A 20,013-nucleotide genomic window follows, 5' to 3' on the forward strand; every position below is an offset into this window, starting at 1 on the left:
CGCAGGACCAAAAAACGTTCGAAAAATGGGAGGTGAGATTTCGTCGTGCAGATGCTCACGCGCACAACGTCACGCTTTTTAGTGATGGCTGTGAATCGACGGCGCTGCCGTTGCCACGCCTGATTGCGAGACTACGTCGGCCGTGCCACCCACATCTGACGTAGCATCAGCTACCACCGCACGATTGGCCTGCTCGCGTTTTTCCTTCCGCACCTCGAGCAGGTCTTTGTGTGACGGCGTATTCGGTCCGAATTGTGGCGGATAGGTCCCTGCGCGACCAATGCCTCCGCCGCCCTCCGCGAGAGCGACGCTGGCGGCGCCGGTCAGAATCAGCGCGAGCGAAACGCGCAGAAGTCGTGAAACCATTTGAATCTCCAGTTTGATGAGTGAAAGCATTGGTCATGGCAAGACCCCTTCATTTGGCTGCTGGAGGCTTCCCGCCGCCAGGCAAACTAAGATTAGCCACACTGTCGCTTCAGATAAAGGTTGGTTTTCCGAATTGATTTCTTGTCGTTACTGAACAATCCTCGGATAGCCTGATTTACGCCTTGTACCAACTTACGCGGACTTGTCTTCTTCAAGAAGGGGCGCAAGTCTGTCGACTACCGATTGAAGAATCATCGCGTGCGCGTTCAGAGGAACCGGTCTCACCTGAGGCTTAAATACAAGGTCGCCCCGTCGAATAACTTTTCCACTGATGACACAGACGCCGGACAGGCGAGACACTGCGGCCCGCCAGGTCTGGTAGCCATACCTGCAGCTCGGTTCATTCCAGGTTACGGTCGCGGAGGTCGGCCCCGTGCGCTCCACAATGTTCACAACAAGTTCTGGCGGCGGCGTATAAATCGTCCGCGCCCCAAGTACGACTTGCGTTGCGGAAAACCGGCGGGTTGTATCTTGTTGTAGGCCCTTTGAAAAAACCCTGAGCTCGCCAAGCAGGTGGCCCCACGGGTCCCTCTGGTTCTCGAGAAAACGCATTGTCTGCTCCTGAAACAAGCCACTACCCTTGCGTTCTCTCTTGTGCGCGCTGCAACACCTGATGGCGTCATCTGCGCAAAGCCGCCGCATGCCAGTAGAAAAGCTTTATTGATTGCACCTGTTGTCCAGCGCGCGACGCCGCCTAACTTCGTGCCTTTTTCAACTCAACCGATGCTCGCATTCTGAGACCTTTCAGACTTCAGATAAAGCTCGTCGGAGTGGTTAGTGTGTAGCCTAAGAAGCGACAGTCGGAATTAGCGGCCGTGCAATGTAAGGTCGCGGATATGGTTTGGTCTGAATCGGCGAAAATATAATTCTTTCACTCCGCGGTCTGTAGTGGTCATAGGACTAACAGCCCAGAACAATACCGCTCCATTGTTGCTCCACTTCACTGGAGCAACTGAAAGCGAGGGAGTATCAGGAGTCGGCGTCAGGAATTCGGGGAGTAGCATCCTGTCGCGCCACTTCGACTGAAATGCGTCACTGATTTGTCGCGTGCAGCTGCAGGCTTCGCGTCACGCGAGTCTGTCGCGCGAGCACTGATGAAATCAGCTGCACGGACGCATTCTTCAAACCGCCAGGGCTACCACGAACCAGGTCAAGCCTACCCGGCATCACAGCCAGGGCATCCAACGCATGCCTGTTTGTTATTCTTTCTGCAGAGTCTCGGCAAGGTGATTAACCACCGCCCGGGTCTTGGCGGCCATCTTCTGCCCAAGCGAAATGATGGCATGCACGGGCGGTCCGTTGACATCTGCCTCGGGCAGCAGGTGGACAAGACGACCAGCACGCACATGCGGAAGCGCGACACGGTCGTGAATCTGCGTAATGCCGAAACCCGCCACCGCCGCCTCAACAAGCGCCTGCCCGTCAGCAAGTACGAGCACAGGGTGCGGCACAATTTCCCGCACGGTATCGTTTTCTCGCACTGTCCACGAACGTAGCCGCCCCGTTGGGCCACGGAAAACTATAGCGTCGTGGTCGGTCAGCTCTGCGAGCGTCTTTACGTCGCCCCGGCGCGCGAGATACTCAGGCGATGCGTACAGACCTAGCCTCAGGTCGCAGAGCTTGCGCACGGTAAATTCACTGTCGTCCGGTAATGCGCCAATGCGAACAACAACGTCCCAGCCCTCCCCGACCGGGTCGGACATCCGGTCAGTCAGGGCCATCTCCACCGTGAGCTTGGGATACTTTTCCCGAAGCTGGATGAAGCTCGGCAGCAACAGTCGCCCAAAGCCTGCCGGCAGGTCAATCTTGACCCGCCCAGCGGGCTCAGCGCGCCTCGAGGCGAGCTGCTGCTCCGCTTCTCGAAGACCATCGAGAGCCTCCTGCGCAGCAAGGAGATACGTCTCGCCGTCCTCGGTCAGCCGAACCGCGCGGGTCGTGCGCTGAAAGAGCTGCGAGCCGAGTCGGGCCTCAAGGCGCTGGACCGCCTTACCCACATTGGACTTGCTGCTACCGATTTCTTCGGCTGCACGTGTGAAGCTGCCGGTTTGGGCAACCGCCACAAACACCGCTATCTCGTTTATGGGTGCATCTACCCGCTCGCTCATCTCTTAGCCCCGTTACGCAAGGTGGGAAAATCAGACTGTATCAGGCGCCTGCAGCCTGCGAGTAGCCGCAGTGCAGTCACCGTGGCACAGGCGTGGCGCTCGGGCTTTCCAGCCAGTGAACGCTAAACAGACCCGCATCATCCGTCCAGACCGGACCGGGCCTGAATCCGGCGGCTGCCGCAATCTCCCGGAAACCCTCAACCGTGAACTTGTGCGAATTCTCCGTGTGGATGGTCTCGCCTTCATCGAACCGGAAGTCGTAACCAGCGACCCGGGCAGTCTGCCGGCACAGGCTCACCAGGTGCATCTCGATGCGCTGCATGGGCTCGTTATAGAACGCGCGATGCGTGAAGCTGCCCAGGTCAAAGTCCGCTCGCAGCTCAGCATTCGCGCGTACAAGCAGATTGAGGTTGAACGCTGCCGTTACGCCTTCACTATCGTTGTAGGCCTGAGTCAAGGTCTGTGCATCCTTCACAAGGTCAACGCCAACCAGCAAACCCCCGCCTGCCAGCATCTTCTGAGCTCGGCGCAGGAAAGCCGTGGTCTCGTTCGGCGTAAAATTTCCAATGGTCGAGCCCGGGAAAAAACCTACCTTGCGCCCGCCAATCTCCTCGATATCTACGAGCTGTTCCGGCTTCATATAGTCGCCTGCAATGGGCAGAACCTCAAGACACGGGTATGCGCGACGCAAACTCTGGGCGGAATCCTCCAGATGTTCGGCGGAGATGTCCACAGGGATAAAGCGGTCCGGTGCCCTATCCGGCGGGCAGGCATCGAGCAGCACACGGATTTTCTCAAGCGAGCCCGCGCCGAACTCGATAATGTTCGCATGTGTGCCCATCTGCTCGGCAATTTGGGATGCGTTCGAACGCAGAATGTCGAGCTCAGTCCGGGTTGGGTAGTATTCCGGCAGTTCGCAAATCCGGTCGAAGAGGGCTGAGCCGGTGGAGTCGTAAAAAAACTTCGGCGCAATACTGCGGGGCGACCTCGACAGTCCAGCGAGTAGGTCCCGGCCAAAATCGCTTTCCCGGATAGCCAGAAGCAACTCACGCTCACCTTCCTGCAGCGCTTTAATTTCAGATGTCCCTGACAAGACGCACCCCCGAGAATTGCCAGCGCGTCGCCGGCGGGAAGAAGTTGCGGTAAGTCGGTCGCGTATGCCCCTTCGGCGTGGCAATGCTGCCGCCGCGGAGAACCTGCTGCCCAACCATGAATTTGCCGTTGTATTCGGCCGCAGCCCCAGTCAACGGCCGAAAACCGGGATATGGGTCATAGGAGGACCGGGTCCATTGCCAGACATGACCGGTCATGTGCCGGATACCCGGGGCATAAAACGCTGCTTCCCACTCGAATTCGGTCGGCAGCCGTGCGCCCGCCCACTCTGCGTACGCCGCGGCTTCGTAGAAACTGATGTGGCAAACCGCTGCAGTTGACACTAGCGGGTGCCACCCCTGCAAACCAAACTCTTCCCACACACGGAGACAGCAAGGCGCGCCCGCCGGCTCCGTTGTTGCAATCCAGTAAGCAGGCGCCTTCAGCCCTTCGCGCTGGACCATCGCCCAGCCGTCCGACAGCCAGAACTCGGGGCGTTCGTATCCACCATCTGCTACAAAGTCAGCAAATTCGCCGTTACTCACCAGACTGGCGGCTATTTCGTACGGGCGCAGCAGTACCTTGTGGCGCGGAGACTCGTTATCGAACGCGAATCCCTGGCCGCCGAAACCGATGTCAAATACGCCGCCAGCTTGACGAAGCCACTGGACAGGCCGAATTTCCCCTGGAATATCTTCGTCTGCGTGTACCGCGGGCACGCTCGCGTACGCGGGCCGCATTGGATTGCACGAGAACGCGTGCAGGATGTCGGTAAGAAGAAGCTCCTGGTGCTGCTGCTCGTGATTTAATCCCAACACGATAATGGGCTCGAGTTGCGAGAGCGTCCCAACGACCGCCGTGGCTATCAACCGAAGCATCGCCTCGTCCACGTGGTGGCGATAGCGATGCACGTCCTCTACCGACGGCCTGGACAACAGACCTCGCATCGGCCGGGCGTGACGCGGGCCGAGCGCCTCATAGTATGAGTTGAACAGATATTGGTATTTCTCGTTAAACGGCACGTAGCCAGCGACATGCTTCATGAGCACGACCGTCTCGAAGAACCAGGTCGTGTGCGCCAGATGCCATTTTGTTGGACTTGCGTCCGGCATGGACTGGATGCATTGGTCCTCCGCTGTCAGCAGGCGTGCCAACTCAATGCTGCGGCCGCGCACTTCCCGATAACTTCTTTGCAGTTTCGAGATAAAGAAACTCGTTGTGTCCCTGTCAGCCATCACTTCGCCTGTCCAAACCGGTTCACCCTGATTAGCCTCACCTGATACGCCACGGGGCTACCGCATCCGGGCAGCCCCTGCAGCGCAGCAACTCAAACCTTATGCGCTCACCGCCTCTCTGACGTCATTCTTCTCGTCGGACTTCGCGCCTGGTTCGTCATCCTGTGCAGGCGTCTTGCTCAGGAAAGCGAAGGTGGCCAATGCCGACAGCAGTGTAATAACAATCAGCACATGCAGCAGGCTTGTGAAAGCGTCCGCATAGCTCGCCGACAATGCATGCCGGGTTACTTCCGGCAGGGTCGATGCGGCATGCACCATGTCACCGGCGGTCACTCGTTGGGCGGCCTCGGCAACGCGAGCGGAGATGTCACCGCCATTGTCAGGAATGACACGGGAAAGACTGGTATGCGCCAGCGCCCCAAGAACTGCAGTCGCGATTGCGAGAGCGATACCCTCACCTGCTACGCGGGTTGTGCTGAAGATGCCCGAAGCCATACCTGCACGCTCTTTCGGCACCACGCTGACCGACAGGCCGTCCATCAAACCCCACGGCATACCTGCACCAATTCCAATCACCAGCATCGGCATAATGAGCTCAGCCTTCGGACCGCTAAAGTCGACAAGACTCAACCAGTAGAGACCGGCGGCAGCAATCAGGAAACCGATACCCGAGAGCACGCCAGCAGACATCCAACGCGTGAACGAAGCAACCAACATCGGCACGACGAGCATCGGGGCCGAGAGCGCAATCATCAGCATGCCAGCGTCGATTTCGCTCAACCCTTCCGCGCCAATGAACCGCAACGGCAACATGACGATGAGAACGATGTAGCAATAGCAGGTGCCGACCGGCAGAATCTGCACGCCGACGAAGCGCGGATATTTGAAGAGGCTCAGTTCGAGCATCGGACGCTTGACGCGCATTTCGACGAGAACGAACGCGGCAAGAAAGAATGCCGACGCAACGAGAAGCGTGACGACGAGCGGACTACCCCAACCACTTTCCGGCGCCTGAATCACACCGAACGTAAATAGAGCAAGGGTTGCCGTGAAGGTCACGGTACCCGGGTAGTCGAGACCTGTTGCGCCCGGGTCGCGCGTCTCGCGCATACGCGGCACGCCGAAGATAAACGCGACGACGCCGATGGCCGCGATGACCTGAAAAATCGAGCGCCAGCCGAAGTGCTCGATGAGGACGCCGGCCATCAGCGGACCAAAGGCAAGACCGATGCCGAAGCTCGTGCCAAGCATACTGAACGCCCGCGTACGGGCATGTCCGTCGAACTCCTGCGCAAGCGATGCGCCGCCGCTCGAGAGCGAAGCCGCGGCAGCGATACCCTGTACGCCACGCAAAATATCGAGCCATAGCACCGAAGGCGCGAAGCTCATGGCGAACGAAGTGATGATGAAACCACCCAGCCCGAGAACAAACAGACGCTTGCGACCGAACTGGTCAGCCAGTGCGCCGGCAGCCATCAGCAGACTGCCGAAGCTCAGCATGAACGCGTTAGTCACCCAGGTCAGCATAGCGGGGCTGCCGCCCAGGTCCCGCCCAATTGCTGGCGTAGCGACAGCGCCTCCTGAAAAGGCAAGTGGCAAAACTAGCGCGGACAGACAGACGGCTGCAAGAATTAGCAGCTTGTTACTGTCTTGTCCCTGCGACATTGAGGTATTCATCGGCGGACCTTTCAGATGATGGGTTGCGAAGCGGAGCGACGCACTCATACGCAATGAGCCCGTCAAACGGCGTCATTCTGCAGAACACCGCTGCGAAGATAAACACTGCAGCGGTGGTTAGAGCGTCTCTCCTGAAGCGACAATCGTTTCCTCCGCACTGTCGCGCACGAAGCGACACTGCGTCTCCACGAGACGGCTTTTTCAAAATCATCCGATTGCCTACGATGACGTCACTTTCACGACTCTCACCAGGCAGGTACAAAGATGAACATCACCCCGTTTCGCATCGACATCCCGCAGGCCGAACTCGATGACCTGAAGAAGCGTCTGGACGCCACCCGTCTTCCTGAGCGCGAGACCGTGGACGACCAGTCCCAAGGCGCGCAGCTGGACCCGGTTCAGAAGCTCGTCGAATACTGGCGCACTCAGTACGACTGGCGCCGCGTCGAAGCTCGCATCAACAGCTATCCCCAGTTCAAGACCGAAGTCGACGGCATTGGCATCCACTTTCTGCACATCCGCTCGAAGCACGAGAATGCGCTGCCGGTTGTCCTGACTCACGGCTGGCCGGGTTCCATCATCGAATTCCTCGACGTCATTGACCTGCTCGTGGACCCGACCGCGCACGGCGGCGAAGCTGACGACGCATTCCACGTCGTGCTGCCGTCGATTCCCGGTTACGGCTTTAGCGACAAGCCGACGGCAAAGGGATGGGAGCGCAATCGCATCGGCCGCGCGTGGGACACCATCATGAAAGGCCTGGGCTACAACGAATACGTTGCACAAGGCGGCGATTGGGGCAGCGTCATCACCACCGAGATGGGCCGCATCAAGCTTGAAGGGCTGCGCGCTATTCACGTCAACTTGCCATTCGTTGCCCCGGCCCAGTTCCCGGAAGTACCGACAGCGGAAGAGCAGATTGCAATCGACCAATGCCTGCGATTCGCGAATGATGGCTCCTACTATCACCACCTCCAGACGACTCGGCCCCAAACCATTGGCTATTCGCTGGCCGATTCGCCCGTCGGCCTCGCAGCATGGATTTACGAGAAGCTCGGCGCGTGGAGCGATAGCAAGGGAATCCCGGAAGACGTGTTCTCCTATGACCAGATGCTCGACAACATTACGTTGTACTGGCTGACGAACAGCGGCGCCTCTTCGGCACGTATGTACGCCGAGCATCCGGGTCTGACCTTCGCCGCGGTGCCGGTCGACATTCCGGTTGCTGTCAGCGTGTTCCCTGGCGAAATCTATACGCCACCGAAGGAATGGGCCGAGCGTACGTTCAGCAGCATGTTCTACTGGAACCGCACGTCCAAAGGCGGCCACTTTGCCGCGTTCGAACAACCGGAAATCTTCGCGGCAGAAGTCCGGGCAGCATTCGCCAAGGTGCGTGAATCGGAAACTGAGGGCCACGTCCTGGCTCCTACGCCGAACTGATTCACCAGGTATCTTGCTGGCAGTTGTCAGCCAGCGCTAAAGCACAAATGGCACCTAGAAGTCTCAGGTGCCGTTTTTTCGAGGAGCTACCAGTCCTCAAGAATCTCAATAGAATCCACTCGGTCCGAGTAGAACGCGAGACACCCATCAATCTGCGCCACAGCCGAGTAGGCCCCCACATACGACCATACGGCGTTTATCCCGCGCTCACCAATACCCTTTATGCTGAAGTACGTCGCCTCGCCCTTATATGGGCAATAGCTCTTGTGCTGCGTGGGTTCCAGCAGTGTCATGTCTACATCGTCGCGTGGAATGTATTGGACTGGCGGGTATTTCGATTCAGTGAACGTCACAGCGCGCCGGGTATCCGCGACGATTCTTCCTCCGCTCTTCACAAGCACGTGGACCCCGGTCATTGCCAGGGTGATAGGATGGGTGGCGTCGGGCAGCTTGACGGCCCTTTCCGCTTGTTGCATGAGAACTCCTTTTCCTGTGCGTGCTGCTCCTGAATTGACAGGAACGGCAAAGTTCGACTGATGCCCATCCTACGGATTATTGCTCGCATAGAAAACGCGCCCCGAGCGAATAATCATGTCGTCAGATTTGAACAAAGCTGCGGAACTTTGCCTCCACCCCGCCCCCTCGTTTAACGCAGTTTCCATGCTTCTCTTCGTTGCTACCTAACAGTCGAAACCAACTATTCTACAGAAGCAAACAACCGCGGTATCGAGCGCGAAATGTTAAAAGGTATCGCATAAAGTATTCGTAGGGGCAGCCGATAAAAAGGGTTTCAATTACGACTTACGCAAAAGACTCAAGCATGAAACTCAGAGATATTCCGCTACGCCATGGGCTCGTGACACTACTCGTCCTCTTTGGACTTCTGGTACTGGCGACCGGTCTGGTTGCGACGAAGGCGCTCGAACGAACCATCGCCGTCTCACAATCCATTCGCACGCTTGATATAGCCACCATCGACCTCAAAGACACCTACCTGAACAACCTGAAGGCACGTAGTGCACTCGCGCGGGCCTACATCGCCCAGAGCGAAAACGTATCAGCCAGGCAAGGAGCTATCTCCGCCGCAACAGGCTTTTACGCGACCGCCTATAAGTCGTTTGATGCGTTCGTCGCTGTACCCAAGGGCAGCGAGGAGGAGCGCGCCGCGGCGGCCGTTGTCGAGAAGACGTTTCGAGCCCATGCTGTGGTGTTCGACAAGCTCTTTGAGATTGTGAAGAATGGAGACATGCAGCTCTATGCCAGTGTGAACGAAGGGCCCATGACTGCGACCAGCGTCGCGTTCGGTAAGGCATCCGACGAATTCTTCAAGGTTCAGGCAACCGCATCCGCGGCGCTTGAGCAGGCGCGCGACCGAAACACAGCCCGGATGTTCGCCATTACCGGTATCGTCGTTGTCTGCGCAATCCTGCTGATTGCCTCGTCGTACTGGGCACTCAACCTTGTGCTTGTACGCCCCCTGCGCGAAGCGGTTCTTGCCGTTGGCGAAGTGGCTCGAGGTAATCTCATGACAGACCTTCCCTCACCCTCCCGCAGCGAGATTGGGACACTGGGTCAAGCACTGCGATTGATGCAGACGAACCTCACCGCCATCGTTCGCGACGTGCGCGGCGGCTCCGACTCGATGGTCACCGGGGTCAGGGAGCTCGCCGCCGGCAACACAGACCTTTCGGCGCGGACTGAAGAGCAGGCAGCGGCGCTGGAGGAAACCGCTTCCAGCATGGAACAACTGACAGCCACCGTGCGACAGAATACCGAGAGTGCGCAACAGGCGAGCGAACTCGCCACGTTGGCTTCCGGAACCGCACGAGACGGCGGCATCGCTGTTCAGCAGGTCATCGACACAATGCAGAGCATCTCGCAAAGTTCTGAGGAAATTAAAGACATCATCAGTGTCATCGAAGGCATTGCCTTCCAGACAAATATCCTGGCATTGAATGCGGCGGTCGAGGCCGCCCGCGCTGGAGAAGGAGGACGAGGCTTCGCGGTGGTTGCTGGCGAGGTGCGCAGTCTCGCCCAACGCAGCGCAACAGCTGCGAAGGAAATCAAACAGCTGATTGATGATTCAACCTCCCGTATCGCGGCCGGGAGTGCTCAGGTAGACCGCGCCGGAAAGACAATGACGGATGTTGTGCGGGCGGTGCAACAAGTCACCGACCTGATGGGCGAAATTGCCGCTGCATCCGTGGAACAGTCGGCCGGCATCGAACAGGTGAGCAAGGCCATCTCGCAGATGGATGAAGTGACGCAGCAAAACGCTGCGCTTGTCGAGCAGGCGGCCGCAGCTGCCCAGTCAATGGACCATCAGGCGCAGTCCCTGGCAGGGGCCGTGTCCGCATTCACCGTCAAGGACTGAACAGGGTTCTGCCCACCTCCCGATGAGTAACTGCTTCCCGGGCGGCGGGCAACTGACCAGATAGCAGTGTCAATTACTTTGCGCATAGGCCATCAAAAAAAGTATTCGGCCTGGCTGGATAATCAGCAGTGACTTTTCGGCATTCAGATTCACTCGCCTCATTGTCGCTTCTGCGAAGACGCTGCGTCTCCCGTATGTGGGTTTATCTGGCGGGCGTCGACCGCCATACTTGCGAATCACACTCTCAGACAAATCCCTGAGAACAACCTACAGATTCGCCGGACCGGCCGTCGCCCAAGCTGACGCGAGTGCATCAGTCAATCGCGCGTGCATCCTCACCCGCGAGGGCTACTCTGCCGGCCATAATGAGACAAATGCCATGTTGAACCGTACTGCTATCAGCTCGGGTGCGTACCTCGAGAGCTTTGACTCGCTCCCGAAAGAAATTCTCTGGGCCCAGTCGCAAATTGACCAGTCGCTCGCGGATACCATGTCCCGACGTCCGGAACAAGGCGACCTTTGGGTGTTTGCGTATGGCTCATTGATGTGGAATCCCATCTCTGAATACGACAGCCGTGTTATAGCGACGTTAGATGATTGGCACCGCAGCTTTTGTATCCGACTCCTCGCTGGCCGCGGTAGTCCTGAAAACCCAGGAAGGATGCTTTCACTCGAGCCAGGCGGCACGACCGAGGGCGTAGCCCTGCGTATGCCCGAAGCAAACTTGAACGAAGAGCTGCGCATTCTCTGGATTCGCGAAATGGTCACCGGAGCCTACACCCCGACGTGGGCGCCTATCAGATTCAAGACGGGCGGAGATGCAACTGCCCTCGTGTTCGTGGCCAACTCGCACCAGGCTCAATTCGAACCTGACGCCCGGCCGGCAGCAATTGCTCCACTCATGGCAGCTGCATCCGGGTCGTTCGGCACCAATGCGGAGTACGTGTTCAAACTGCAACGCGCGCTTGCCGATTGCGGCATGACTGACAAATACATTGATGAGCTGGCGCTGGAGTTGACCAAACGTGGCGCCAGCGGTCTGTAACGCCGCCGCGCTTACAACAATCGGCAACGGAGCCCGTTGTCAGATTGCGACGAAATGAGAATTCGCCGGCGGCGGGTTTATCCCCGCTCTCCCGCACGCTAAATTTCATTCTATCCCCTGCTGCAGTAGGCAAATTGAGCGTCAGCCACTCGGTCATCTTTCGCGTAATCAAATCCCGTTCCCTACGCGCCACATCTGAGAGCTGGTATGGAGAAACTTGTTCTGGCATTGGCTGGTATGGCTCCACTCACTGCGGTCTTCTCGTCCGCGCGAGAGAGGCGTCGCACTCTGTCAGTCATTCTGTTCGGCCTTGCCACTCTGGCGTGCCTTTCTGTGGCTCTCCCGGAGCTAGCCCCCGGATGGCCACGGGAACTCACTCAGCGTGTTGCATTGCTCCATCCAGTATTGCTGGCTGGAGCCGTCTCGAGCGCCTGCTCCTACGACACCCCGCGCACGGCTTTCTGGAAAGGTGTGTTCACGGCACGGATGGCTGCATTCGGCCTTCTCCTGGGCCTTCCCATGGCGACATGGTTATCCACCAGCTTCCCTCGTTCAGCGACCTTTTCATTGATGTCGTGTGTCACCGCTGTAGTCGGTATCTGGATGGTCACACGGCGCAAGAGCAGGCGGGCGTCGCGTGCGCAATATGGCGGGCGGTCGATTCCTGTCACACGTAAATCGCTGTCTTCAATACTTTCAACGGTGCTGCAGTACGCCGCAATGTTTGCAGTATTCAGTAACGCCCTGTTCTATCTGATGGACCAGCCAGCATTTGACGAGACGTCGGCCGCCTTCATGATGGTGGTCTTCGGAATCGGCGGCGTATTGGGCGCAATGCTAAGCGGGCGCCTGCTCGCAGGCCACTCAACACTCGCGGCTCTCCTCCAGCCGCTTGCGCTCGCCGTCTGCTACCTCCTCCTTTTTGTATTCGGACAGGTTCCCGGGGTCGCTGCGGCAATCGCCGTGGTGCTTTGGGGCGCTACGCACACCGCAGGCATGGTCATAACGCGCTCGCTTCTGGTCGCACTGGCTCCGCGTGCACAGGAAGTCGCCAACGCCTTGCACGTATCAGCCGGATGCGCCGGCGTAATGCTTGGCGTGTCGCTCGCCACTGTCTTTACGGGTGCTTATGGCTCAATGGGGATTCTGCTCTGCGGTTTCGTGCTGGCAATCGCGTCGCTAGTTGCCGCCACCGGGCAATTGGCAGACATGGACACTCCCTCGTTGATTGTCGCTCGCGATTCTACAGACTGACTCTCGAACCGCTGTTTATCGAAGGCCTGATTTTGACCATACTTCATCTCAACGGTGCACCACGGCGCACCACGTGAAACCCGGAACAAACCGGTCACTCATCCTCGTAGGAAGACACGCAAATGAAGCTCTACATCGCCCAGGCGACCTGCTCCCTCGCCGCACAGGCCATCGCTAACGAAATCGGCCTGACGCCGCAACTGGTCCACTTCGACGTGTTCGGCAAGTCGACTACCGACGGCACGACGTTCTCTGATGTCAACTCGCTTCTCTACGTGCCGGCGCTGGTGCTGGACGGCGAAAAGCAAGCCCTGACCGAGACCATCACCATCACGTCCTACCTCGCCGACCAGCATCCGGAAACGAACCTGATTCCGAAGCACGGCACGATTGAACGTGCACGTATGGACCAGCTGCTGACCTTCATCGCTACCGAAATCGCGCAGAAGCACATCCCCCTGATGCGCAAGCTGATGACGCCGGAAGGCATCGAATTCCATACGAACAAGTTGCTCACGGCATACGGCGTGCTCGACAAACAACTGTCCGACGGTCGTTCGTACCTGACGGGCGAACAGTTCACCGTTGCAGACGCTTACGTGTGGGCAACGCTATGGCACGAGCGTTCGGGCGTCAATTTGGACCACCTCAAGAACCTGGCTGCCTTCATCGCCCGTATCGAAGCCCGCCCGGCAGTTCAAAAGGCTTTGAAGGACGAAGCTGAACTCGTCGCGTTGCACAAGGAACAACTGGCAGCGTAACGTCTTTCAGGCGGCGTTAGCGGCTCGGTCCTGACCAATGAACTCCTCGCTCTACGGCGAGGAGTTTTGTTTTTTGTCGGCTGGCGCATCTCGCATTTGCCGCGATGCGAACCGAACCAGCGTCGTCCTCTTTGATTCGATACCAGTCGAACAGCCATGAACGAGAACATCAAGAATAATGCATCCGACCCTGGCACCTCGTTACCAGTCGAGCTCGCAATGCACAGGGGATTTTCCCGTGTATTTCAGCCGGACAAACTGACGTTTGGCTTTATCGCTCCACTTGAGGGATATCCTGACTCGCCGGGTCCTTCGCTTGCAGACCACGCAGCAATGGCTCAAAAGGCGGACCAAATGGGTATGGCCGCGTTGTGGCTGCGTGACGTTCCCTTCTATGACCAGGACTTTGGCGATGTCGGGCAAATACTCGACCCTATGGTATACGCGGGCTGGCTCGCCGCAGTCACCCGAGATATTGCAATCGGAACCGCAGGTATCGTTGCGCCGCTGCGGCATCCTCTGCTTGTCGCGAAGCAGGCAGCCACCGTCGACCAGCTTCTAGGCGGGCGTTTCCTGCTCGGCCTCGCCGGCGGTGACCGTCCGACGGAGTTTCCGGCGTTTGGTCTGCCATACGTAAATCGTACTGAGCGCTATCGCGAAGCACGCGGCATCATCAGGGCGGTCACGGAGGATACGTATCCGGTAATCGAGTCCGAACACTATGGGAACCTCCGAGGACAACTCGACATGGTGCCTCGTCCGTTTGGCCCAAAGCTTCCAACGATTGCCATCGGTCGCGGCGGTCAGTCGGTCGAATGGATTGCCGAGCATATGGATGCCTGGATTTGGGCCGGCTTTGACGCGCGGACCATGACAGACGTCATTCCGCGCTGGCGCGCCGCGTGTGCGGGGATGAACTTCAAACCGTACGGCTATGGCACACTTTTCGATTTGCATGAGGACCCGGACGCGCCGGTCCAACCAGGGCGGGTCTTACGTGCCGGGCGCAACACGCTTATTGAGTTCTGGAAGATGCAGGAGGAGGCGGGCGTCGCACACGTCGGCCTGCACATGAAGCCCACGCGGCGGCCTGCAAGCGACATTCTTGACGAACTTGCCGAGTTCGTTCTGCCACATTTCCCTACCCACCTGCGCGACGCGTGAGCCTGACCGCGAGCTCGGGAGGTCAACTTTCGAGCTCAGCAAGCTCTTTCTGGATATGTGGGTCTGAAGAAGACCTTTGCTCAAACACTTCAACGAGAAAGTCTACAAAGGACCGGACGCTTGGCGCGAGATTGCGTCGGCTCGCGTAGGCGACACTCAACCCGTCAGTCGGCATACAAACGTCCGTCGGCACCTGCACAAGACGGCCATCGGTCAGGTCGTGCTGGACGATATATCGCGGCAGCAGCGCGACGCCCATGCTTTCCAGTGCCATGTTCCGCAGCACTTCGGCATTGTTTACCTGCATGCGCGATGCACCCGTTGCGTGTTCGTTGACCCACCGATGAGCGACCCCTGCTGCCGCGCTGGCTGAAACATCCTCGAGATAGAGCAGATTCAGACAGTCAAGGCTGGGCGATGCTTTCTGCATCCGGTACGGCACCAGATAGTCCGGCGTAGCAACGAGGCACAAATCCCACTGCACGAGTCGTCGCCTGACAACAGAGCTATGATGTGGATAGTCGTCCGCTGCAATGACGACATCGAAGCGTTGCTCGACAAGTTCGATGGCACCACTGGTCAACGCTATCTGGAGCACGACGGCTGGATATCTGAGCCCGTACTCCTTCAGAATTCTCGCGAGACAATGAGCCCCAAGTGACCCTTGCACCGCGATTCTCAGTGTTCCGGACGGTGCATTGCTCGCTGCCAGCAGCGCGCCCTCAACGTCGTCGATGTCGGCGACAATTGCTCGCACCTTCTCAAGCAGGATGCGCCCAGCCTCGGTCAGAGTCACGCTGCGCGTTGTGCGTTGAAACAATCGTGCGTCCAGGCGCCCTTCGATTGAAGAGATGTGACGGGTAACGACTGACGTCGAGACGTCAAACTGCTCGGCAGCGCCCACGAAGCTACTAACTTCGGCTACCTTCACAAATACTCTAAGCGACTCCAGATAGTCCATTTGATTCGGCTCTTGATTCTCGCTTGAATAAACTGCAGCGCATGAGCGCAACGCGAAACTGTACGGTGCAAGCCGATATAGATAAAGCCTGCCTCGGCGAATTGACTTTTCACGTCCGCTCGACAATAACCGCCTCTCTAGTGAAAGCGACTCGAATCGCTTTCATCGGGTTCCGATTTACATCGCCGACCTTGTGTCGCGCGGCCGCTGTGAATCTCTAAACCGCGTGTCTGCACATTTCGCAAAAACAATCAATGCGACGATGCCCACCGGACTGATGATGAAGAATGCGACTAACACGATGACTCCAACCAGAAACATTCCAATCCAGTCTATGTCACACCTACGCACAGATAATCGTCAATATCCCGAACAGTGCATTCGGGCAACGTGAATTGCGTCGCACGAAAGAATCCCCTTTATCGAGGTTGTTCACTCATGTCGAACGGAGCTGGGTGAGCTGCCAGCAATTCGCCAGGTGCGAATTGTGTTTTATGTATGTCGCATCTTTCATCCTGCCAACTTGACTCCTACACTTCGCCGTCATGTGCCGAACGGCCCAACGCCTAAGGCATCACATGACGCCACCTGATGCCTCCACGCGGGCGCCCGCGATTCCTTCCTACCAGAGTTACAAAAATGTTAAGAGTGACAATCACCGCGGTGCTGTGTGCCGCAACCCTTCTTGCCTCACTGCCCACATCTGCGGACCAAACTACGAAAACCCGTGCTCAGGTTTCCGCGGAGCTTAAGGAACTCGTCAATGTGGGATACCAGCCGGGTTCGGACCGCACGCAATATCCCAGAGCGCTTCAGGCTGCGCAACGGCGGTTGCACGACCAGCGCGCGTTGGTCGTGCCCAATCCTGGCGACAGCAACGATGCTACTCATAGCGCTCGCTCCCAACCGACCGTCAAATCAAACAATCAGTGATACAAGCGCTTGAAGAGAGGGCAACCCGTATTCTTATCGCCCCTTTTTTCTCCACTGAAGAACGGACTTCCCTCGCCTCAGAAATGCCTGGCACTGCGTACTTCGGCGAGGTATGTGTCACCAGACAAAGAATAGTGGCGCGCTCTGCCTCTAAGCGAAATCCGCCGCGAACGCAATAGAAGATTGACTCCCATGGGGCGACAGAGAGTCGCCCACCAAGGGCTTTTTCTCATCCGAGTTGTAAGCCATTATCAAGCCAGCGCGAACGGTTCCTCCGCAGTTCATCGCGGCAAGGGCTGTTTGCTCTCTTCGGCGCATCACCATGATGGAATGCCGCATCAAGCTCGTGGACAGAACAGGTTCGACGCACCTATACCTGTCCGACGCGACTACACGTCTGCTGTTCTCACCGTCTCGCATCCCGGAAAAGCCTCATTGCGCCCGGTCACGGTCGGTGCCCTATAAAACAAAAGCTGGATTCCGATGTAGGAGTTTCACTTGAACGCACACATTTCCCCGAAACCGGTGGAAGCCATCGCCGCTGAACGTACCGCGAAGCTATTCGAGCCGGTGCAAATTGGCGGCATGCGCCTAAAGAATCGTGTCGTCATGTCGCCCATGACACGGACAATGGCGCCGGCGGGTGTCCCCGGTGATGCCAATGCCGAGTATTACCGCAAGCGGGCGGCCGGCGGCGCCGGCCTCATCATCACAGAAGGCACGTGGGTCCCGCACGACGCAGCAGCCAACGAAGTAGACGTTCCCCGCATATATGGCGTGGAAGCGCTCGCCGGCTGGAAGAAGGTTGTGGACGCAGTGCATGCCGAAGGCACGCCCATTCTTGCGCAGCTCTGGCACGTGGGCCAGATGAAGCAGCACACCGTCGACAGCCTGTACGAAGCAAAGGGCACGGACTACAAACCGCCCCGCCGTGTCGGTCCGTCTGGGCTCTTTGGCGGCATCGGCAAGCCAACCACACTCGACGGCGAGCCGGCGCTCCCCGCAGACCTGGACTCCATCGTCGAAGCCTATGGCAAGGCTGCTATCAACGCGAAGATGATTGGCTTCGATGGCGTTGAACTCCACGCGGCGCACGGCTACCTGCTTGACCAGTTCTTTTGGCCCGGCACGAACAAACGTGAAGACAAATGGGGCGGTTCATTACGCAACCGTGCGCGCCTCGCTGCTGACGCCATTGGGGAAATCCGCCGCATGACGGGCCCTGACTTCGCCATCTCGTTGCGTATCTCGCAATGGAAGGTGCAGGATTTCAAGGCAAAGAATTTCAACACGCCCGCCGAGCTCGACCAGTTTGTCAGCCTTATGGTTGATACCGGCGTCGACGTCTTCCACTGCTCGACACGTCGATTCTGGGACACAGAATTCAACTCTGACCAGAACCTGGCCGCGTGGACGAAGAAGCTCTCTGGAAAACCGACCATTACGGTGGGGTCCATCGGTATGACGGGTGAGCATATCGATACGCTCATGGGTGAAGGGAGCAATGTCGCTTCTCTTGACAACCTGTTGCAACTGGTCGACCGCGGCGACTTTGACCTGATTGCCGTGGGACGCGGCATGCTGGTCAATCCGGACTGGGCGAACAAGGTCCGTGAGGGTCGCATTGACCAGTTGAACAACTGGAATCCGGAAGTGCTGAAGGGACTCATCTAAAAGCCAACCACATGCAGCCATGTCTAAGGCCTTTCTCCCAGACTACGGACGGCGCGTGGTGAGGTTGTATTCAGCTTGAACAGAAACGGGGCGTATGGCCTATGCCATGCGCCCCGTCAGATTGTTGCCCGGCCCGTACTTTCAGAGCATCTCTGCCAGCTCTGGAACCACCGAGAAGAGGTCCCCTACCAGGCCGTAGTCGACGACACTGAATATAGGCGCCTCAGGGTCCTTGTTGATGGCGACGATGACCTTGGAGTCTTTCATCCCGGCAAGGTGCTGAATGGCGCCCGATATGCCTATAGCAACGTAGAGCTGCGGCGCGACAATCTTGCCGGTCTGGCCGACCTGATAGTCATTGGGGACGAAGCCGGCATCGACCGCTGCTCGTGAAGCACCAAGCGCTGCGCCAAGCTTGTCGGCCAGCGGCTCAAGCACCTTCGTGTAATTCTCTCCGCTGCCAAGCCCGCGTCCGCCAGACACAATCGTATACGCCGACGTCAGCTCCGGCCGGTCAAGTTTGGTCACCTCGCGACTCACAAATTGCGACGTTCCGGCATCCGGTCCAGCAGCGACAGTCTCGACCACCGCCGCTCCGCCTTCATGAGCGACGGCGTCAAAGCCGGTCGTACGCACAGTGATGACCTTGATGCCGTCGTGAGACTGGACCGTAGCGATGGCGTTGCCGGCGTAAATGGGGCGTTGAAAGGTATCCGCGCTCTCGACCGCGATAATGTCGCTGAGTTGCGCCACATCAAGCCTTGCAGCAATGCGCGGCGTGACGTTCTTGCCGGAAGCAGTAGCCGCGGCGAGGACGTGCGAATAGTTTGCCGCACTAGCGAGAACGGTCTCTGCTACGTTTTCTGCAAGCCCGGCTTCGAGATGCTGCGCATCAGCATGAAGGACCCTCGTTACGCCGGCTACCTTTGCGGCGGCCTCCGCTACGCCGTGCGCATTGAAGCCGGCGACCAGGATGTGAACTTCCCCGCCTATCGCTTGTGCGGCAGCAACTGCGTTCAGTGTGGCCACTTTAAGGGCCGAGTTGTCGTGCTCGGCAATCACCAGAATCGTCATTTCCCTGTCCCTCCGAATTTCTTCACAGCACCTTGGCTTCGTTCTTCAGCTTCTCAACCAGCGCCTTGACGTCGGGAACTTTGACACCGGCAGAGCGCTTCGTCGGCTCGACCACCTTAAGCGTCCTGAGCCGCGGCGAAACATCGACACCAAGTTCTTCCGGCTTGAGGGTTTCCAAAGGCTTCTTCTTCGCCTTCATGATGTTGGGCAACGTCACGTATCGCGGTTCGTTGAGTCGCAGGTCCGTCGTTACGACGGCAGGCAATGTCAACGAGAGCGTCTCTGCGCCGCCATCGACCTCGCGAGACACCAGCGCTTTGCCGTCCGTCACGGTCAACTTCGAGGCAAAGGTCGCCTGCGGCAGCCCCGCCAGCGCCGCAAGCATCTGCCCGGTCTGGTTGGAATCATCGTCGATGGCCTGCTTGCCAAGGATGATGAGTTGCGGTTGCTCCTTGTCAACCAGCGCCTTGAGCAGCTTCGCCACCGCGAGCGGTTGCAGCTCCTCGCCGAATTCAATGAGGATGGCACGGTCTGCCCCAATCGCGAGGGCTGTACGGAGCGTCTCCTGCGCCTGCGCGACACCGGCGGACACGGCGATGACCTCCGTCGCAACACCAGCCTCCTTCAGGCGCACGGCCTCTTCAACGGCAATTTCATCGAACGGATTCATCGACATCTTGACGTTTGCAAGGTCAACGCCCGACCCATCCGACTTCACGCGCACTTTCACGTTGTAGTCGACCACTCTCTTCACTGGAACGAGAATTTTCAATTCAAAGCCCTCTTTGCTATTGCCGT

Annotated in this window: 18 protein-coding genes; 8 read left to right on the top strand and 10 right to left on the bottom strand. The window is 58.2% G+C overall.

Annotated features, from left to right (window positions below; genetic code table 11):
* Positions 1-78 precede the first annotated feature (78 nt).
* The 6 genes from P0D73_RS33395 to P0D73_RS33420 form a co-directional block, all read right to left on the bottom strand.
* The gene (locus P0D73_RS33395; protein ID WP_408434729.1) at positions 79-366 is read right to left on the bottom strand and encodes a hypothetical protein; all 288 of its coding nucleotides are present in this window, start codon (positions 364-366) and stop codon (positions 79-81) included.
* Between the two features lie 192 nt (positions 367-558).
* The gene (locus P0D73_RS33400; protein ID WP_408434731.1) at positions 559-1,068 is read right to left on the bottom strand and encodes a DUF3331 domain-containing protein; all 510 of its coding nucleotides are present in this window, start codon (positions 1,066-1,068) and stop codon (positions 559-561) included.
* A 557-nt stretch (positions 1,069-1,625) separates the two neighbouring features.
* The gene (locus P0D73_RS33405) at positions 1,626-2,531 is read right to left on the bottom strand and encodes a LysR family transcriptional regulator (RefSeq protein ID WP_408434733.1); all 906 of its coding nucleotides are present in this window, start codon (positions 2,529-2,531) and stop codon (positions 1,626-1,628) included.
* Between the two features lie 76 nt (positions 2,532-2,607).
* Positions 2,608-3,624, bottom strand: coding sequence for an L-histidine N(alpha)-methyltransferase (gene egtD / locus P0D73_RS33410; protein WP_408434735.1), 1,017 nt, complete (start codon positions 3,622-3,624; stop codon positions 2,608-2,610).
* Positions 3,608-4,858, bottom strand: coding sequence for an ergothioneine biosynthesis protein EgtB (gene egtB, locus P0D73_RS33415; RefSeq protein WP_408434737.1), 1,251 nt, complete (start codon positions 4,856-4,858; stop codon positions 3,608-3,610). The genes egtD and egtB overlap by 17 nt, the downstream gene beginning before the upstream one ends.
* A 99-nt stretch (positions 4,859-4,957) precedes the next feature.
* Positions 4,958-6,535, bottom strand: coding sequence for an MFS transporter (locus tag P0D73_RS33420; RefSeq protein ID WP_408434739.1), 1,578 nt, complete (start codon positions 6,533-6,535; stop codon positions 4,958-4,960).
* 264 nt (positions 6,536-6,799) lie between these two features.
* Between P0D73_RS33420 and P0D73_RS33425 the strand changes: the two genes are divergently transcribed.
* On the top strand, positions 6,800-7,975 hold the full coding sequence (locus tag P0D73_RS33425) for an epoxide hydrolase family protein (RefSeq protein ID WP_408434741.1): 1,176 nt from the start codon (positions 6,800-6,802) through the stop codon (positions 7,973-7,975).
* A gap of 86 nt (positions 7,976-8,061) precedes the next feature.
* Here P0D73_RS33425 and P0D73_RS33430 read toward each other — a convergent pair whose 3' ends face one another.
* Positions 8,062-8,451: a DUF427 domain-containing protein gene (locus tag P0D73_RS33430; protein ID WP_408434743.1), complete on the bottom strand. Its 390-nt coding sequence runs from the start codon at positions 8,449-8,451 to the stop codon at positions 8,062-8,064.
* 344 nt (positions 8,452-8,795) lie between these two features.
* Between P0D73_RS33430 and P0D73_RS33435 the strand changes: the two genes are divergently transcribed.
* From P0D73_RS33435 to P0D73_RS33455, 5 genes are all read left to right on the top strand, one after another.
* Positions 8,796-10,349, top strand: coding sequence for a methyl-accepting chemotaxis protein (locus tag P0D73_RS33435; protein WP_408434746.1), 1,554 nt, complete (start codon positions 8,796-8,798; stop codon positions 10,347-10,349).
* Between the two features lie 379 nt (positions 10,350-10,728).
* Complete coding sequence (locus P0D73_RS33440) at positions 10,729-11,394, top strand: gamma-glutamylcyclotransferase (protein ID WP_408434748.1); 666 nt, start codon at positions 10,729-10,731, stop codon at positions 11,392-11,394.
* Positions 11,395-11,601: 207 nt separating this feature from the next.
* Positions 11,602-12,648: an MFS transporter gene (locus P0D73_RS33445; protein ID WP_408434750.1), complete on the top strand. Its 1,047-nt coding sequence runs from the start codon at positions 11,602-11,604 to the stop codon at positions 12,646-12,648.
* A 122-nt stretch (positions 12,649-12,770) separates the two neighbouring features.
* Complete coding sequence (locus P0D73_RS33450) at positions 12,771-13,409, top strand: glutathione S-transferase family protein (protein WP_408434752.1); 639 nt, start codon at positions 12,771-12,773, stop codon at positions 13,407-13,409.
* 156 nt (positions 13,410-13,565) lie between these two features.
* The gene (locus tag P0D73_RS33455) at positions 13,566-14,573 is read left to right on the top strand and encodes a TIGR03571 family LLM class oxidoreductase (protein WP_408434754.1); all 1,008 of its coding nucleotides are present in this window, start codon (positions 13,566-13,568) and stop codon (positions 14,571-14,573) included.
* A 22-nt stretch (positions 14,574-14,595) separates the two neighbouring features.
* Here P0D73_RS33455 and P0D73_RS33460 read toward each other — a convergent pair whose 3' ends face one another.
* Positions 14,596-15,534, bottom strand: coding sequence for a LysR family transcriptional regulator (locus P0D73_RS33460; protein ID WP_408434756.1), 939 nt, complete (start codon positions 15,532-15,534; stop codon positions 14,596-14,598).
* A gap of 639 nt (positions 15,535-16,173) precedes the next feature.
* On the opposite strand from P0D73_RS33460, the gene P0D73_RS33465 reads away from it, so the two are divergent.
* Complete coding sequence (locus P0D73_RS33465; protein ID WP_408434758.1) at positions 16,174-16,467, top strand: DUF4148 domain-containing protein; 294 nt, start codon at positions 16,174-16,176, stop codon at positions 16,465-16,467.
* 498 nt (positions 16,468-16,965) lie between these two features.
* Positions 16,966-18,141 (top strand): NADH:flavin oxidoreductase, encoded by a 1,176-nt coding sequence (locus P0D73_RS33470; protein ID WP_408434760.1) that lies wholly within the window; start codon positions 16,966-16,968, stop codon positions 18,139-18,141.
* A 141-nt stretch (positions 18,142-18,282) separates the two neighbouring features.
* Here the strand turns inward: P0D73_RS33470 and P0D73_RS33475 are convergent, their stop codons facing one another.
* Both P0D73_RS33475 and P0D73_RS33480 read right to left on the bottom strand, forming a co-directional pair.
* The gene (locus P0D73_RS33475) at positions 18,283-19,215 is read right to left on the bottom strand and encodes an electron transfer flavoprotein subunit alpha/FixB family protein (RefSeq protein ID WP_408434762.1); all 933 of its coding nucleotides are present in this window, start codon (positions 19,213-19,215) and stop codon (positions 18,283-18,285) included.
* 22 nt (positions 19,216-19,237) lie between these two features.
* Complete coding sequence (locus P0D73_RS33480) at positions 19,238-19,987, bottom strand: electron transfer flavoprotein subunit beta/FixA family protein (RefSeq protein ID WP_408434764.1); 750 nt, start codon at positions 19,985-19,987, stop codon at positions 19,238-19,240.
* Between the last annotated feature and the right edge of the window lie 26 nt (positions 19,988-20,013).

It is taken from the genome of Paraburkholderia sp. RL18-101-BIB-B, from assembly GCF_046026985.1.
Taxonomy (GTDB): domain Bacteria; phylum Pseudomonadota; class Gammaproteobacteria; order Burkholderiales; family Burkholderiaceae; genus Paraburkholderia.